Source organism: Morganella psychrotolerans, assembly GCF_001676055.1.
GTDB lineage: Bacteria > Pseudomonadota > Gammaproteobacteria > Enterobacterales > Enterobacteriaceae > Morganella > Morganella psychrotolerans_B.
Map to the genome: position 1 here is coordinate 72776 of NZ_LZEX01000004.1, position 17924 is coordinate 90699.

Annotated in this window: 16 protein-coding genes and 1 pseudogene; 6 read left to right on the forward strand and 11 right to left on the reverse strand. The window is 48.3% G+C overall.

Features of this window, described 5'->3' with window-relative positions:
• Positions 1-274: 274 nt before the first annotated feature.
• From AYY17_RS05410 to AYY17_RS05435, 6 genes and pseudogenes are all read left to right on the forward strand, one after another.
• A pseudogene (locus tag AYY17_RS05410) lies at positions 275-1308 on the forward strand (ABC transporter substrate-binding protein).
• Positions 1305-2318, forward strand: a complete 1014-nt coding sequence (locus tag AYY17_RS05415; RefSeq protein ID WP_067422003.1) for a FecCD family ABC transporter permease — start codon at positions 1305-1307, stop codon at positions 2316-2318. The pseudogene AYY17_RS05410 and the gene AYY17_RS05415 overlap by 4 nt, the downstream one beginning before the upstream one ends.
• Positions 2315-3088, forward strand: coding sequence for an ABC transporter ATP-binding protein (locus AYY17_RS05420; protein WP_067422005.1), 774 nt, complete (start codon positions 2315-2317; stop codon positions 3086-3088). The genes AYY17_RS05415 and AYY17_RS05420 overlap by 4 nt, the downstream gene beginning before the upstream one ends.
• Positions 3085-3924 (forward strand): class I SAM-dependent methyltransferase, encoded by an 840-nt coding sequence (locus tag AYY17_RS05425; RefSeq protein WP_067422007.1) that lies wholly within the window; start codon positions 3085-3087, stop codon positions 3922-3924. The genes AYY17_RS05420 and AYY17_RS05425 overlap by 4 nt, the downstream gene beginning before the upstream one ends.
• Positions 3921-4766: a ModD protein gene (gene modD, locus AYY17_RS05430; RefSeq protein WP_067422009.1), complete on the forward strand. Its 846-nt coding sequence runs from the start codon at positions 3921-3923 to the stop codon at positions 4764-4766. Before AYY17_RS05425 ends, modD begins: the two co-directional genes overlap by 4 nt.
• Before the next feature lie 137 nt (positions 4767-4903).
• Positions 4904-6832 (forward strand): TonB-dependent receptor plug domain-containing protein, encoded by a 1929-nt coding sequence (locus AYY17_RS05435; RefSeq protein ID WP_067422011.1) that lies wholly within the window; start codon positions 4904-4906, stop codon positions 6830-6832.
• A 76-nt stretch (positions 6833-6908) separates the two neighbouring features.
• Here the strand turns inward: AYY17_RS05435 and AYY17_RS05440 are convergent, their stop codons facing one another.
• From AYY17_RS05440 to AYY17_RS22110, 11 genes are all read right to left on the reverse strand, one after another.
• Complete coding sequence (locus AYY17_RS05440; RefSeq protein ID WP_067422013.1) at positions 6909-8186, reverse strand: MFS transporter; 1278 nt, start codon at positions 8184-8186, stop codon at positions 6909-6911.
• 31 nt (positions 8187-8217) lie between these two features.
• Complete coding sequence (locus AYY17_RS05445) at positions 8218-9375, reverse strand: trans-sulfuration enzyme family protein (protein ID WP_067422015.1); 1158 nt, start codon at positions 9373-9375, stop codon at positions 8218-8220.
• 394 nt (positions 9376-9769) lie between these two features.
• Positions 9770-10627: a MerR family transcriptional regulator gene (locus AYY17_RS05450; protein WP_067422017.1), complete on the reverse strand. Its 858-nt coding sequence runs from the start codon at positions 10625-10627 to the stop codon at positions 9770-9772.
• A gap of 82 nt (positions 10628-10709) precedes the next feature.
• Positions 10710-11756 (reverse strand): mechanosensitive ion channel family protein, encoded by a 1047-nt coding sequence (locus AYY17_RS05455; RefSeq protein WP_067422019.1) that lies wholly within the window; start codon positions 11754-11756, stop codon positions 10710-10712.
• A gap of 89 nt (positions 11757-11845) precedes the next feature.
• The gene (locus tag AYY17_RS05460) at positions 11846-12439 is read right to left on the reverse strand and encodes a LemA family protein (RefSeq protein WP_067422116.1); all 594 of its coding nucleotides are present in this window, start codon (positions 12437-12439) and stop codon (positions 11846-11848) included.
• Between the two features lie 597 nt (positions 12440-13036).
• A complete protein-coding gene (locus AYY17_RS05465) occupies positions 13037-13840 on the reverse strand; it encodes a MetQ/NlpA family ABC transporter substrate-binding protein (protein ID WP_067422021.1) in 804 nt (267 codons plus the stop codon).
• 43 nt (positions 13841-13883) lie between these two features.
• The gene (locus tag AYY17_RS05470) at positions 13884-15158 is read right to left on the reverse strand and encodes a bifunctional O-acetylhomoserine aminocarboxypropyltransferase/cysteine synthase (protein WP_067422023.1); all 1275 of its coding nucleotides are present in this window, start codon (positions 15156-15158) and stop codon (positions 13884-13886) included.
• A 292-nt stretch (positions 15159-15450) separates the two neighbouring features.
• Positions 15451-16209, reverse strand: coding sequence for a hypothetical protein (locus AYY17_RS05475; RefSeq protein WP_067422025.1), 759 nt, complete (start codon positions 16207-16209; stop codon positions 15451-15453).
• A gap of 18 nt (positions 16210-16227) precedes the next feature.
• The gene (locus AYY17_RS22100) at positions 16228-16422 is read right to left on the reverse strand and encodes a hypothetical protein (protein ID WP_235845289.1); all 195 of its coding nucleotides are present in this window, start codon (positions 16420-16422) and stop codon (positions 16228-16230) included.
• Positions 16423-16432: 10 nt separating this feature from the next.
• A complete protein-coding gene (locus tag AYY17_RS22105) occupies positions 16433-17197 on the reverse strand; it encodes a hypothetical protein (RefSeq protein WP_235845290.1) in 765 nt (254 codons plus the stop codon).
• Between the two features lie 169 nt (positions 17198-17366).
• The gene (locus AYY17_RS22110; RefSeq protein WP_235845291.1) at positions 17367-17906 is read right to left on the reverse strand and encodes a hypothetical protein; all 540 of its coding nucleotides are present in this window, start codon (positions 17904-17906) and stop codon (positions 17367-17369) included.
• Between the last annotated feature and the right edge of the window lie 18 nt (positions 17907-17924).

Here is a 17924-nt window from a genome sequence, read left to right on the forward strand (position 1 = left end):
TTATACAACATTTCTGCCACTATTTTACCTTGTTTTGACTTACATCCCTGTTTACCGCTGATTTTATTGACTCACCTCATGCTCTGCGCTAACGTTCGTTATATAATAAAAAATATAACGATAGCTATACCCAACGTCATTCAGGATGCAGGAAGGCGGCAAGGGAAGACTGACGGGGAGCATACATAAGTATGTGACCCGGCGGGCCTCATTCCGCCAACAAACCTGCAGTTTGAATGAATAAGGGTATATAACAAAGACTGATCTGAGAGCAATGACACTGAACCTGCAACTCCCTTTTTATCTCCCCCGGTATGCCCTGCTGCTTGCTTTTCTGACTCTGCCGTTTGCGGCAGCAGCACAGGAAACAACCTCACAGGAATTCAGCTACGGTCAGTTACCTGAACCTGTCGCAATCACCCGGATTATCAGCAGCGGTCCGCCGACTGACCAGTTGCTGTTTGCTGTGGCACCTGAAAAACTGGCAGGATTCTCCTCCCTTTTTCTGCGGGATGAACCCTTGTTTGCCCCGCAGTGGCGCGCATTACCAAAATTAGGGCGGATCTCAGGACGCGGCAGTACATTGTCGCCGGAAGGCCTGCTGGCACTGGCTCCGGATATGATTATCGACAGCGGTCTGGCAGATGAAACTTATCGCTCACAGGCCAGCCGTTTCAGCCGCCAGACCGGTATTCCTTATCTTCTGTTATCCGGAAATCTGTCTCAGACACCGGATCAGTTGCGCCGTCTTGGTGCCCGGCTGGGCGAAACCACGCGGACAGAACAGCAGGCACAACTGGCTGAAAAGTGGCTGGAAGATGCGCGGCACTTTGCGGCACGGCAAACACACAAGAAACGCTTCTATCTTGCCCGTGGAGCAAACGGGTTACAAACCGGTCTGCGGGGTTCAATTCACGGCGAAGCCCCTGAATTACTGGGTTTCGAAAATGTCGCAGAGGTTCCGGGCATGCAGGGGCTGGCAGATGTCTCAGCAGAGCAATTATTGCAGTGGAACCCGGATATGATTATTGCTCAGGACGCGGTGACTTATCAGGCCATTATGCAGGGTGAAGTCTGGCAGAGCTGGATGCGGTGAAAAATAAACAGGTTTTTTACTATGCCGGGCTGCCGTTCGGCTGGCTCGACAGCCCGCCGGGACTGAACCGGCTGCTCGGGCTGCGCCGCTTACAGGCACAATCTGAACCGGGTAGTATCGACCTGAAAGCCGATATCGGCTTGTTTTTCCGGCTGTTTTATCACTCTCCGCTGACTGAGGCACAGATTGATACTCTGTTATCCGCCAAATGAGTATCAGTATAAAAAGTCTGTTACTGATCCTGATTCTGTTCATAACTATCGGGATCGCACTGAATGTTGGTAAGTTCTCACTAACCCCGCAACAACTGTGGGACGTGGTACAGGCCAAAATTACCGGCAACAGCGGCGGGGACTCCCCCGTACTGAGCCGCAATATGACGGTATTCTGGCAAATCCGCCTGCCGCGCATTGCTGCGGCACTGGTGATCGGCGGCGGGTTAGCGATGGCAGGCGCGGCTTATCAGGGTATGTTCCGTAATCCGCTGGTTTCCCCTGATATTCTGGGCGTTTCAGCCGGTGCCGGTGTCGGGGCTATCCTCGGTATTTTTTTAGGTCAGTCAATGCTCACTATCCAGCTGTTCGCCTTTACAGGCGGATTGTGTGTTGTCGCTCTGGTGTATTCCGTGGCACGCCTTGCCCGTCAGCATGACCCGGTGCTGGCACTGGTGCTGGTCGGTATTGCGCTCAGCGCTCTGTGCGGCTCGGCTATCTCACTGATGAAAATTCTGTCCGACCCTTACACACAACTGCCCACCATGACCTTCTGGCTGCTGGGCGGGCTGTCGGCGGTATCGCCGGATGATATTAAAACCACGGCACCCCTGATTTTCGCCGGCATGGTGCCATTGCTGCTGCTGCGCTGGCGCATGAACCTGCTCAGCCTGAGTGATGAAGAAGCCCGCACGCTCGGGTTGAATGTCACGGTAACGCGCCTGGTTTTTATTGTCAGCGCCACACTGATCACCGCCAGCGCAGTCTCCATTGCCGGGATCATCGGCTGGCTCGGGCTGATTGTTCCGCATATCACCAGATTGTTAGTGGGCGCTAACTTCAGTCACCAGTTGCCTGTCTCTCTGCTGATCGGGGCAATTATGCTGTTGCTGACAGACACCCTGGCGCGGACTATCGCGCCCATCGAACTGCCGCTGGGCATTCTGACCTCTGCTGTCGGCGCACCTTTTTTCATTTTCCTGCTGCTGCAAACGCGGAGGAACGGATGAGCGATATACTGGCCACCCGTGATCTGGCTGTGGGTTACGCAGAGAAGTTAATACTCACTGACATAAACCTGCAATTACAGCAGGGAGAGATTATTTGTCTGCTGGGTGCCAACGGTTGCGGCAAAACAACACTGATGAAAACCCTGCTCGGCTTGCTGCCGCCGAAAGCCGGGGAGATCCGCATCAGCGGTAAACCCCTGAGCCACTGGAGTGCCACCGCACTGGCACAGCGCGTTGCCTATGTGCCACAGGCGCATAATATGCCCTTCTCTTTCCGTGTCCTGGATATGGTGGCACTCGGGCGCAGTGCCCATCTTTCCCTGTTTGCCTCCCCGGGACGGGCCGAGCGGCAGATGGCAGAGCAGGAGCTGGATGCCCTGGGCATTGCGCATCTCGCGCAGCGGGCCTATTCCTGCCTGAGCGGTGGTGAAAAACAGCTGGTACTGATTGCCCGCGCCCTTATCCAGCAGCCCGGTTTACTGATTATGGATGAACCCGCCGCCAGCCTGGACTTCGGCAATCAGATAAAATTACTGAATAAAATCGAGCAGTTACGGGAGCGTGGCATAACAGTGCTGATGTCCACTCACCATCCGCAGCACGCCGCTGCCGTGGCAGACAGCATTGTGATGCTCGGCTCTGCGCAGCCTGCCCGCCAGGACAAACCTGCCGCGCTGCTCACACCGGAAACGCTGGCGGCACTCTATCATGTGACACCGGAACATATTTCCGCGCATTTTGCGCAACCCACTTATAAGGGATTGTCATGACAATTGATGATATCGATTTCGCACAACTTTACCGCGACCATCTGGCGCAGGCCGAACGCACACGCAAAGATCCGGAACACTGGGACAAACGTGCGGAGAAAATGGCACAAAATTGTGCCAACCCCGCCGATCCCTACCTGATCCGCTTTAAAGAGATTGTGGATACCACAGGCGCAAAAACACTGCTGGATGTCGGCTGCGGACCCGGCTCTGTCGCACTGCAACTGGCGGATACCTTTGAGCAGGTTACCGGTATTGATTACAGTGAAGGCATGCTGAAAGTTGCCCGTCAACGCGCACAAACTCAGGGAAGTGATAATGTCACTTTCCGCCACTGCGCCTGGGAAGATGACTGGTCAGACTTACCACCGTGCGATATCGCGGTGGCATCCCGCTCGACACTGGTGATGGATTTACAGGCTGCGCTTCTGAAACTGAACCGTCAGGCAAAACTGCGCGTCTACACCACGCACACCGTCAGCCCGACTTTTGTGGATATCCGGGTGATCCGCGCCATCGGGCGCACACCGGTTACACTGCCGACATACATTTATGCGGTGAATATCCTTAACCAGCTCGGCATTCATCCGGATGTGGAATTTATCCGCAGCCCGAACTGCCAGAGCAGTGACAACATGACCTTTGAACAGTTTGCCGACGGCGTTGTCTGGTCACTCGGTTCGCTGGATGAGCAGGAAATGACCCTGCTGCGCCATTATTATGACAAACAGGCCTCAGACGGTCTGCCGGTTGTGCCCGCTACCCGGGACTGGGCAATGGTTTCCTGGAGTGTGGTGCCGCAGGCTGCTCTGCTGCTGCCGGAGGGCACAAAGTGATTTATTATAGTGATGCCTTTCTGGACAGTTTGCTGCTGGAAGATATTCATTACGGCGATCTGACCACGCGCGCACTCGGGATAGGCGCGCTGCAGGGTGAAATGCATTTCTCCCGCAAACAGGCGGGATTTGTCAGCGGATTAACCGTAGGTCAGAAGTTACTGGAAAAACTCGGATTACAGACTGAATTATATGCGAACGACGGCGATCATACAGATTCCGGCGCACTGCTGATGGTGGCAAAAGGCCGCGCTGACGTCCTGCATCAGGGCTGGAAAATTGTTCAGAATGTGATTGAGTGGAGCAGCGGCGTTACTCATATGACGCGCCGGATGGTTGATATTCTGCGCAAATCGCAACCGGATGCACAACTGGCCTGCACGCGGAAAAACATCCCCGGCACCAAACTGCTGGCAACCGCCGCCGTGCTCGCCGGAAACGGCATTATTCACCGGCAGGGCTGCGCAGAAACGATTCTGATGTTTGCCAATCACCGGCGTTTTCTGGCAGAGCCGGATAACTGGTGTGCCGCTATCGCCGCTCTGCGCCGCGATGCACCGGAAAAAACCATTATTGTCGAGGCAGATAATCCGGATGAAGCGTATCAGGCACTGCAAGGCCGCCCGGATGTGCTGCAACTGGATAAATTTCATCCTGATGCGATCCGCCGCCTGGTTAAAGATGTTGCTGTACTGGCACCACACTGCACACTGTCCGCCGCAGGCGGGCTGAACGCAGAGACCATCGGGGATTACGCGGATACCGGACTGAAACTGTTTGTGACTTCAGCGCCGTATTATGCACCACCAGCTGATATTAAGGTCCGGTTGTATCCGGTCTGATAAAAAATAATTAATAATAAACAATAAGTAAGGGTAAAGCAGTCAGATAACTTATCTGCCGCTTTATCCTATTTTTAAAAAAAGTCGTTATATAAATAAATACATATCGATAATTCGGTCACAGGAAAAACAATAAAATGAAACGAACGCTACTCAGCTGCGCCATATTGCTGGCGACGGCACCCGCTGTTCAAGCGGGAAGTGCTGATATTCTGACAGTATGGGGCAGCCCGCTGGCTTCAAACCCGGATGTCATCACCCAATCTCAGATGAAATCCCTGAACAAAACCAATGCGGCAACCGCGATCAGTACCATGCCCGGTGTGGTGCTTGAAAAATCCGGCAACCGCAATGAACTGACGGTGAAAGTCAGGGGTTTTGACAGCCGCCAGATACCTGTTTTCTTTGACGGGATCCCGACGTATGTGCCGTATGACGGCAATCTTGACCTCGGACGTTTTATGACCAGCGAGCTGGAAAGCATTGAAGTGAGTAAAGGCTACACTTCACTGCTACAGGGGCCGAACCTGATGGGGGGCGCTATCAACCTCACCACCGCTACCCCGAAAAAACCGTTTGAGGCCAATGTATCCTACAGTCAGGGGTTTGCCCGTGGCGCAGATAATGCGTATAACACCAGCGCCCGTGTCGGCGCGCGCAGCGACCTCGGCTTTATCCAGGTCAGCGGCAGTCAGTACAAACAGCGCTTTCTGGGTCTGCCCGCGTCTGATGATGATAATGCCGCAGCCGGCAGTAATGGCCGCCGCGCACACTCATCTTCTGATGATAAACGCGGCATGGTAAAAGTGGGCTGGACGCCACGGGAAACTGATCAATATGTTGTGACCTATATGAAACAGGATGGCAGCAAAGACAGCCCGCCGTCAGCCGGAACAGGCAAGGGTAAATATTCATACTGGGAATGGCCGGATTATAATAAAGAGAGTTACTATTTTAACGGCACCACACAAATTACCGACGGCGTGAATCTCCAGAGCCGCCTGTATCACGATAAATTTGTGAATACCCTGCTGATGTACCCGAAAAAAGGCAATAAGGTCGATTACAGCCACTATGATGATTTCAGTAACGGCGCCTCTCTCCAGTTAGGCATTGATATGCGCGAGCGCGATTTGCTTTCTTTTTCCGGACACTGGAAAGATGATGTTCACCGCGCGCAAAAAGAGCGTAACGGGGAAATTCTGCGTTACAAAGACCGCACCTATTCTGTGGCAACAGAGTACCAGTGGGCGGCAACCTCTGATCTCGATATCATCGGTGCCATCGGTTATGACTGGCGTGACAGCCTTGATGCGGATAAAGGCGCGGGCAATAACAGCCAAAACGCATTCAACTGGGAAGTGATGTCAAAATACACCTTTGCCAATCAGGATAATGTCCGTTTCTCTGTTTCTGACCGCAGCCGCTTCCCGACACAAAAAGAGCGCTATACCACTGAAAAACCGAAAGATGGATCAAAAGGGATCATTAATCCGGATCTTAACCCTGAGCGCGCACTGACCTTTGATTTAACCTATGAAGGCAGCATTACCGATAAATGGGGCTACCAGGCCAGTATTTATCATAACCGCGTGGATGATGCGATCCTCGCCCACACTGTCGTGAAAAATGGTCAGGATTTCTTCCAGAACCAGAACAGTGGCCGCGTGGATTACACCGGGCTGGATCTGGGTGTGAAAGGCGATATAACGGACTGGCTGAAAACTGGCGTCAATTACAGCTACATTCACAGTGACCCGAAAGATGTTGATCATGTGGAAGGCCTGCCGACACACAAAATGTATGCCTGGCTGAAAGTGAACCCGATCGATCCGCTGACTCTCACCCTGGCGGAAGAGTTCCGTGCATGGAGCTATCAATACAATGACAGCAACGAGAAAGTCGCGGGCTTTGCCACAACGGATCTGCGGATGGATTATGATTTCGGACACGGCATTTCCGCTAATGCATCGGTAAATAACCTGTTTGATAAATCCTATTATTTTACCAACGGGTATATGGAAGAAGGCCGCAATTTCTGGCTGGGTGTTGAGTACCGTTATTAATAATTAGATATATAGTCACAAAAAAAGACACATCCGGTCACCCGGACGTGTCTTTTTATTCAAGCTGCAAAACCTGTCAGGCAGATGCAGGAAGTGTCATTGCACTGCTGCCCGCCGCTTCCCGGCGGTTAATCTGACGCAGCAGGAAGGTCGCCACCACGCCCAGCAGAGAACAACCGACAGAGAGCATGAAAATATAGCTGTAACCGGTTTCGCCGTATTTATCCAGCCAGTAACCGGCGACAGAATAATAGAATGCATCTGGTGAAAAACCGATAAATGACGCAAACCCGACCACGGCACCCGTTGTTTTCATCGGAATTTTGGATTCAGCAACAGAGGCAAAATAAATTCCGCGAAACGCGAACAGCAGCGCACTTAATATCACCATATTCACCACAGCAAACCACATAAAAGCATTGCCTTTCGGGATAACCAGGAACAGTGCGCAATTGACTGCCATGATGATAAACCCGACAAACATAACACTGATAGATGATCCGACTTTGTCTGTCACTATCCCCGCGACCGGCGATGCGACCATTTTAATCACATAGGTGCGGATGATAGACAGCGCCGTAACCAGTGTGATCGGCACCACATAGACCTGCGACAAATACGGACTGAGATACGTCAGGCTGGAGAACACCACATAGGTGGAGAAGATGATCAGCCCGATAAGCCAGGCTTTCGGCATTGTCACCACACTCATCAGTGAACGGAAGGTGGTTTTTTCTTCTTCGGCGTTATCTGAATTGGTATTCCCGCCACGGTGTGCGATCAGGAAAAACAACAGGATCCCGCAAACAACGGAAGCGCCTGAATAGAGCCAGACCACATAACGAAAGCCAACTGCCGCTTCGGCAAATTTGCCGAAGAAATAGAGTCCGGTGAATGAGATCAAGGTACCGGAAACGCCGGACAGCCCTTCATAGAACCCGAAGATCCGCCCCTGCTCTTTTTCGGTTCCCTGCATCCGCACTACTTTGATCGAGGCGGCAAAGAATGTCAGGATCGTCGTCACACCCCACAGAACGTGGATCAGCAGGATCGTGTTGTAAGACGGGAACGTGGCGAACCAGAATCCCAGCCCGCCGGATGCGAGCAGTGAAAAAGAGATAAGATTACGCAGTGAAAAACGATCAGCGAACCAGCCGCCGAAGAAATACGAGAACATACCGATTAAGCCATACAGGCTAAGTAAATTACCGATTTCAATGTGTGTCAGCCCCAGCGCTTTCTGCATCGGATCATAAAATGAGGATTTCAGGTAAGGCAGGCTGTACATCGCGGTCGTACCGAACGCGAGAAGAAACAGGATCAGCAGACGTTTCCTGCGGGATAGATTTTCCATGCTATTTGCCATGATAGTTATCTCTGTGATGTCAGCCGTGGACGGCGTCCAGTGCCTGGCGGAAATCCGCAATAATGTCTTTTGCGGATTCAAGACCCACCGCAATGCGGATCAGGTTTTCACCGTTCATCTGTACCAGCGTGTGTTCTTCACCCAGACTGGTGGCAATCGTCGTCAGTTTGAGGGAGTTAACAAATTTGCGGCTCACCTGGTCACGGCTCAGCCCGTGAATATCTTCTTTCAGACGGAAAGAGACAATACCGCCGCCCAGCCCGTTCATCTGCGACTGACACAGGTCATAGCGCGGATGGGTTTTCAGTGCCGGATAGCGCACCTCTTCAATCTCTTCCTGTGAGGTCAGAAATTCCGCCAGTGCCAGCCCGTTTTCACAGTGTTTTTTCATGCGCATATCCAGGGTTTTCATCCCGCGCATGATCATCCAGGCATTATTTGGCGCGAGTGCGGCACCGGTAAAGCAGCATAAACCCGGCCATTTGATAAGCTCGATCAATTCACGCGATCCGATCACCGCGCCACCCAATGTGTCGCCGTGCCCGTTCATAAATTTCGTCAGGCTGTGAACCACCAGATCCGCGCCCAGATCCAGCGGACGCTGGAGGATCGGCGTACAGAATGTGCTGTCAACAATCAGCAGACTTTTGTTTTTATGCGCAATATCAGCAATTTCGCGGATATCCACCAACTCCAGAGACGGATTCAGCGGGCTTTCGACATAGACCAGACGCGTGGCGGGTTTCATTGCCGCGCGGATATTTTCACTGTTTGTCGCATCAGCAAACGTAATTTCCACACCAAATTTAGCCAGCAGTTCGGTCATTAATAACCGCGTGTGGGAGAAGATCCCGTCAGCACTGACAATATGGTCGCCGGTTTTTACCAGTGACAATAATGTTGATGCAATTGCGCCCATGCCGGATGCACTGACAATTGCGCTGTCCGCGCCTTCCAGCATGGCGAGCTTACTCTCCAGCTCCGTCAGGTTCGGGTTACATTCACGGCTGTAAACATAGCCCCATGTCCGGCAGAGCTCTTCAAAATGTTCAACAGAGTGCGCGGCAAATGTCGCGGTCTGATAAATAGGGCTTGCCAAAGCACCTGTGGTTGGATCCGGCGAGTGTCCCTGATGGATCAGTTTAGTTTCCAAATCATAATCAGTTGGTTTTTGCACAATAGACTCCTCATGCGGTCAGCTCACTTACCTGCATGTCATCATTTTCATTATTAGTTCGGGATCCTGATTCAGGATCAGCTGTGTAGTAGTGTGGCTTACGGGAACTGGCTAACTATAGACTCTCTAGCTGCTATAGAGTCAATGAGAGGAGATCTGACACTCATCACAAAACGGGTAATTTTCAGATAAAAAAAAACAGAAACAGACTCTGTATTTTCAGCCTGCTCCTTCATGTTATACCCAATGTCATTCAAGATGCAGGCAGGCGGCAAGGGAAGACAGACGGGGAGCATACACAAGTATGTGACCCGGCTGACTGAGCGCAGCCAACGAACCTGCAGTTTGAATAAATAAGGGGATACGGATTATTATCTATACCAAGGGGAGGGTTTTACACCAGGCAGCGCGTATCTATTTCACGCCGTTTCACTTTGATCTGGATTTCAGTCAGTAACTGCTGCTCATCATTGGTAGACAGCGGGTCAATTACCGGGATTTCATACATCATGTCATCCACCGGAATCCGTTTGTATTCAGCATAATCAGTGATGGCTTTAAATGCCGCGCCATTGTCACTGTAAGGCCCCTGATACATCAGACAAATAAATTCACCGTCCGGGATTTCAGTAATTTTATTCTGCACCTGCGGGTTAAACAGGTCACGCTCAACAATCACAAAGCTGTTCAGATAGTTAACCTGCTGCGTGGCAAGAAAATTGTCACGGGATACAAGCCCGCTGACACCGCCGTAGAAAATAGAAATATTCTCTTCCAGGATATTGGCAATCTGCCGCCGTGAGAATTCCATGGTTTCCTCAAAGCTCAGACCCGGCTCGTAACCCATTGATAAAATATGGCGGCGGGGAATATAGCGGCGGGTAACTTTACCGATACTGTCCGTATCAATGCCTTTCTCCAGCGTCTCTTTCTTGGTGGAGAGTACCTTCTTAATAAGCTCCAGCTCGCGGATTTTTTCATCCACAACGGTGATCTTCCGCGTCAGCAGATTAAGAATCTGAGTATCACTGTCCTGTAAGCGGTGTTTAATCTCTTTCAGCGGCATCCCTAAGTATTTCAGATATTTAATAATATCCAGCTGGGAGAATTGATCGATAGTGTAGTAGCGGTAATTACTTTCCTGATCGACATAGACCGGTCTGAATAACCCCAGTTGATCATAATAACGCAGCGTTTGAATGCTGATTTTATGAAGTTTTGCCATTTCGCCGATAGAAAAATATTTCGCCATACCGTGCCGCCTCTGAGTCACATCTTAATGATTAACCGGCGGCACGATAACGGAAACAGGGTATTCAGTGCAAGGTACCGGATCACATTCCCGCAGGTTCGCGGCTTGCAGGAGCGGAATTTCGTTCCATGTACAGAGTCCTGCTCGGGAAAGCGAAATCTGCGCCGTGCTGATGAACAATAGTAATAATTTTCAGATAAACCGCCTGCTGCGCCGCCAGCCAATCTGCCCATACGGTGGTTTTTGTAAAGCAATAGACCATGATATTGAGCGCCGAATCGCCGAATTCATCAAAATAGACCAGCATGGTCTGGTGCTGATCAATTGTTGCATCAGCTTTCAGCATAGCGCGGATATCACTGACAACCGGCGCAATTTTATCTGCATCTTCATAGCGCAGACCAATGGTGGTTTTGATCCGCCGGTTCGTCATGCGTCCCGGGTTTTCCACACTGATGGAAGAAAACAGGGAGTTAGGAATATAGAGCGGGCGGTGATCAAAGGTAATAATTTTTGTGATACGCCAGCCAATCTCCACCACCGTGCCTTCAATCTGCCGGTCAGGCGAACTGACCCAGTCACCGATTTTAAACGGGCGATCAAAATAGAGCATAATGCCGGAAAAGAGATTACTTAGAATATCCTTTCCCGCCATGCCGATAGCAATGCCGCCGATCCCGCCGAACGTCATCAGCCCGGAGAGACTCATGCCGAAATGTTCACCGTAGAGCAGAAAAACCACAATCACGATCAGAATTTTCAGCACGCGGGAAATAATGTGCGCAGAGGTAATATCACTGCCACGGGCTATCTGTGCCTGCGCCAGGCGGTTGATCATCAGGAATAATTTACGGATCAACAGCAATACGATAAGCGTGGTACAAATCATTGCCACGGTATCAGCGGTGATAAAGCGCCAATGAAAATAGACAATTCCCTGCTCGGTAAAATCCCCGAGGATCACGACACACAGCGCCCACATCACAAGCTGGGAAATGTGTACCAATGTGGCATGTTTACCCTTTTCCCGCCTGCGGTTATAAATCATCAACCCAACAGAGCCTAAGATACAGATAACCAACACAATCAGGCTGAGTACGTTATTGGAGAGAAACTCTTCAGTTAACACAGCAACTCCATATTATTCCCTCTCTCCTTTGGGGATAATCAGTAATCAGAATAACTAAAAGGAATAACATCCTGTTATCCCTTTATTTTTTACTTAAATTGCACATCCGGCACCGTGGTAACTTCAGCTTCATTTTCTACACTGAAGTTCGGTTTTCCGGTATATCCCATGTAATTTGCAATAATCACCGCAGGGAATTTACGGATAGTGGTGTTGTATTCACGGACACTTTCAATATAACGCCCGCGCGCCACCGCGATCCGGTTTTCGCTGCCTTCCAGTTGCACCATCAGGTCACTGTAAAGCGCATTACTTTTCAGATCCGGATAGCGCTCTGATACGGCAAGCAGCCGGGAGAGTGAAGATCCCAGTTCGCTTTGTGCCTGCTGAAATTTTGCCAGCAGCGCCGGATCGTTCAGATCCGTGATTTTGATATTCATCTGCCCGACTTTCGCCCTGGCTTCCACGACATCCTGCAATACCTGACGTTCAAAGTCTGAAGAGGCCTGAACAGTTTTGACCAGGTTCGGGATCAGATCCGCGCGGCGTTTGTATTGATTGAGCATTTCAGAGGCAGAAGCTGTTACGCCTTCATCCTGTGCCTGAATGCTGTTGTAATTGGAGACCAGTAACACGCCGACCAGTACGACCACACCTAACAGCCCGATAATCAGTTGTTTCATTGTATTTTCCTTGTCTGAATGACGACTATTATTCAGGCAATCGGCGGGAGATTCAAGGCAAGGATTCGGGGAATAAGACACTGAGATAAAACCTGGGATTACGGTGCTACGCTGATAAACCGGTAAAAACAGAAAGCCGCTGTGAATACTTTTGAATAACCGGTGATTCAGATGCCCGCACCGGAGACGGACATAATAAAACCGGGGGATTACGGTGTTGCGCTGATAAACCGGTAAAAACAGAAAGCCGCTGTAAATACTTCCCTGTACGCTCAGGCTCGCCATCCATGGCTCGCATGCTTTCTGCTTTTTTTACCGGTTATCTGCGAAATGAAATGATTAGATTACTTTCAATAAAATATAATGATCCTAATATCTGTCATCCGTAGTGTTTTACTTTCTGCTTTCTTTGTCCGTCACCTGCGCCATAGCTTTGAAAATAAGAATTTGTTTTTCTGATCCATTCAGATTAATACGCTAAATCATTCAATCTGTAGCAAGGCGGCAAAGTGAGGACAGGCGGGGAGCATACATAAGTATGTGACCCGCATGGCCGAACGAAGCCAACACAGCTACAGGTTGAAGGATGACGCGTATTTACCAGGCGCGGACAGCGTCACCACGATAAACTTCCTCCGCCTTCTTCAGGACCTCATCACTCTGAAACGCGGCGACCAGTTTTTTCAGCTTTTCATTGTCTTTATCTGCTGCACGAACCACGATCAGGTTGACATAGGGCGAATCAGCATCTTCCATAAACAGCCCGTCACGTGCGGCGGACAACCCGACTTGTGATGAGAAATTATTATTGATAACAGAAAGATATACGTCCGGGTCGTCCAGCGCGCGGGTGAGTTGTGGTGTATCGATTTCCACAATTTTCAGTTTTTTCGGGTTTTCAATAATATCCGGGGTACCAGGCAGATAACCTACACCATCTTTCAGCTTAATCAGCCCCTGCGCCTGTAACAGCAGCAGGCTGCGGCCGAGTGTGGTGGTTTCATTTGAAATCGCAATAGTTGCGCCATTTGGTAATTCATCAACAGATTTTATTTTATTTGAGTAAGCGGCGATCGGGAAAATAAAGGTTTTACCAATGACTTCAAACTGATAGCCACGCTCTTTGCTTTGTGCTTCATAATACGGCACGGTCTGGAATGCATTGGCATCCACATCTTTATTACGCAGGGCTTCATTCGGCAGGACATAATCATTGAAGGCGATCACTTCAACATCCAGCCCCTGCTTCTCTTTGGCAATTTTCACCACTTCTTCCCAGATAGCCTGGTCCGGCCCGGTATTAATAGCGACTTTCAGTGGTTTTTCATCCTCATTCTGAGAGCAGGAAACCGCCAGTAATGTGGTGCAGGCCAGCAGTGCGGATATTATAATTTTTTTCATGTCATCTCCATAATGCATTGTTATCTTTTATTTTTTAATAATATTATTTTGCACTGTCCAGTGCCGCACTGATATCCGCCAGGATGTCATCAATGTGCTCAATACCAATGGATAAACGGATCATATCCCGGGATACCCCGGCACGGGCCAGTTCAGCTTCATTTAACTGGCGGTGTGTAGTGGTTGCCGGATGACAGGCGAGCGATTTCGTATCCCCGATATTCACCAAACGGACAATCAGTTTCAGTGCATCAATAAACTTCGCACCCGCCTCTGCCCCGCCTTTGATACCGAATGACATAATCGACGCCGGCGTACCTTTCACATATTTCTGTGCCAGGGCATGCTCCGGGCTGTTTGCCAGGCCGGCATATTTGACCCAGGCAACCTGCGGATGCTGTTGCAGATATTCCGCTACCCGCTGTGCATTTTCGACATGGCGTTCCATGCGCAGTGCCAATGTTTCGAGCCCCTGTAAAATCAGGAAACTGTTAAACGGAGAGAGTGCTGCACCTGTGTTGCGCAGTGGCGCCACACGGCAACGGGCGATAAATGCAGCCGCGCCGAAGTGTTCAACATAATTCACCCCATGATAAGAGGGGTCCGGCGTATTAAGTACGGCAAAGCGATCTGCATGCTCATGCCACGGAAATTTTCCGGAATCGATAACAATACCGCCAAGGGAAGAGCCGTGTCCGCCGATATATTTCGTCAGTGAATGCACCACGATATCAGCCCCGAACTCAATCGGGCGACACAGTGCAGGGGTTGCCACGGTATTATCCACAATCAGCGGCACGCCGTGACGATGGGCAATTTCTGCAATCTTTTCCAGATCAACAATATGTCCGGCGGGGTTAGAGATAGTTTCGCAGAACACAGCTTTGGTGTTGTCGTCAATCAGCGCGTCCAGTTGCGCAAAATCGTCATGCTCCACAAACCGGGCCTCTATCCCGATACGGGGAAAATTATGCGCAAACAAATTATAAGTACCACCATACAGTTTGGAGACACTGATAATATTGTCGCCGACACCCGCCAGAGTCTGAATCGCATACGTGATCGCTGCCATGCCTGATGCTACCGCTAACCCGGCAATGCCGCCCTCAATCGCAGCAACCCGTTGTTCCAAAACATCATTTGTCGGGTTCATAATACGGGTATAGATATTTCCCGGAACCTTGAGATCAAACAGATCCGCGCCATGTTGTGTATCATCAAAGGCATAAGAGGTTGTTTGATAGATGGGAACAGCAACAGATTTAGTGGTCGGATCCGGTGAATAACCGGCATGGACAGAGAGCGTTTCAAGTTTCATGTGTTCTTCCTTACCGCACAGGTGAATATTATTATTTAGACGTCCAGACGTATAGACTTATCTTTTTATACCGGTAATGCGGAAAGAGATCAAAGCAGAAGTGGTAAAATGAAGATGAATTTTCCTCATGATGAGAGAAAGTATAAAAAAGGTTGAAAAATAAACCAGGAAAATCAATTTATTGATTTTCGGCTGATAACACAAAGCAGGAAAAACCACGTTTTATCCTGCTTTGTCAGCAATCTCAAGCCGCTGCCAGAAGCGGCTCTCATTTTTATAAACAAAACAGTGATTATGCCCGCATATTATTAAGCAAGTTACTCGTTGCCGCCTGCTTGTTATCAAGATAACGGTTAAACATATCCATCAGTTTTTTATTTAATTCATTCGCATCATTAGACAATTTACCGTGAGAAGATCCGCTTTTGAGCTTCAGGTCTTTCTGCGCGCGAACAACTTCAGCATCACCTTGTAGCTCAGTAACCTTCTTCTGAATTAATTGTACGAATACCTGACTAACAGGCTGTGACAGCCCGGACATCGCCTGACCTGCGATTCCGGAAGGTGTTGGCGCCGTCGGGTTAGCCGCATCAATCCCCTTTATTGACATAGCAGCACCGACAATGGCGATACCAATAGAAACTAACGCACCGACGACGGCAGCTTTGACCTGAAGCTCGGCTTCCTTATATTTCATATTTTTTAATTCTTTTGCCAGATCGATAACAAGTGCATCCAGTTTATTCTGGCGCTCCAGCTGACCCAGGGAATCATCATTCATAACTTTGCATAATTCTATGGCTAATTTCATCCATTTTTGATCACTGACAGATAACAGAGAGGGCATTACTGATCCTACCCGGGTACGGATCTCAGCACCAATCTGTTCATCTGTAACTTCTGTATTTTTTATACCGTTATTTTTTGTAACCTCTTTTATAACGTCAGGGTCAATACTTATTTCCTGTGAACTTTTCTTTACCGAAATAACATCGTCAATTTCCGGTGAATAAACCTGTTTGGAGGTATCTGCTGCAGTTATAGTTGTCATGATAAATTCCTTTTTAAATTAAACTGCTAATAGCCCTGGCTGTATAATAGATTTCTTCCGCTGAAAATCATCTTTTCCAATCTTACCTAATTGCTCTTTCATTTTATTTAAATCCCGATGTGATTCCGAAAAAGTCGCCATTATTTTCTCCATCAGCGCCATTAGTTTACCCAGCAATTCCTGATCTAAATCTATATCAGCGTTTAATTTCATTGCATCTTCATTAAGCTTTGCCTGGGTGACTGAATTTACACCATTGATGACAGTAGATGTCAGCATCATTGTAATTAATATTTTTTTTAACTTCAGCCATTACTTGTTTTAATACTTCCTTCACCGCTTCTGATGCCACCTGACCAATAACTTTGCCGGCAACAGCACCAGCGGCAGCAAACACCGCCATTACAACAACAACTGCAAGTAACATAGAAATAACCTCCATATTTTCTTCCAGTTTTTTTAATGCTTCCGGTGGCAGCCCAAGCGCTTTTCCAAGTTCCACAGCCATATTTTTAATAAACTTCTGGATAGCTTCCACCAATTTTGTCACCGGTGTCATTATCTTTGCCATTATATCCGGGCCACCGGACGCCTTAACAATTTCATTGATAATGGTGACTGCCACAACCACCGCAGCTAATGCTTTTGCCAGCAAGCCGCCGGTCAAAGCAGTTAATATAACCATTATTGCAATCAATAATGGTCCCAGCCATTTAAAAATAGCCTGTAATCGTTCTGCTTTTTTTATTTTCTTCGCCATTTCAGCCCCGTCAGCATCAATTTTATCCTGCAATGTTTTTTGCTGAGCAGTGGCTACAAGTCGGTCATTTTCAAGTTTATTTTGTGCTAATTTATCCCGTAAATCTGCTATTTTACCCATTAAAATAGTTAATGACTCAGTAAAATTAACGTCAGATTTACGCTGAGCACCAAATAAATTGACAGCATCTTTAAGAATATCTTTTGCATCATCCTGAATATCGGCCAAGGCATGTAATGATGTAAGCTCAGCATTAATTTCATCACGATTCCCTGATAAAAGTGAACCGACTTCATCATCAAGAACCGGCAGCTTATTTAATTCTTCAGATAATTGTTTAAATAATTTAGTCTTATCTTTACAGAAAGCGGAATCTGTATTTATATTTTTAATTACCTCATCTGCATTTGTTTTTTTTTCTTAAATAGGAAACAATTTCATTTTTATCTTTAAATTTATCAACCCCATCACCTGTTAGTTTGTTTTTCAATTCTCCATCAGGCATTTTTGATAATGAATCACTATTTTCATTCATCAGTAAAAAATAGTAATCAGCTGTTGCATCGATATGATCATTAATTAAATAAGCAGAATCTGAAATACATTCAGTTAATTGATTTTCTTCTTTTTCAGACCATAGCCCCTCAAGGAATTTGTGGTTATACCCGTGCGCTCTGGAATTAAATTTTAATTTCTCATCTGAAAAAAAATCGAACAATAATGAATTAATTATGTTAAGTGAGTAGTCAGGCTTTGTTTTTGTATTATTTTTATCATCATGTTTGCTATTAGTTAATTTTGGTTTATTTTTGTCCTCATTAACTACTATTGATTTCTTACTAACATCACTAATTATCTCCCCATTAAATTCACCAATATGATTATTGGTGATATCTCGTTTTTTTTTCAGATTTAATTTCGCCTGTAGAATTTTCATTTACAGTACCTGACCCTG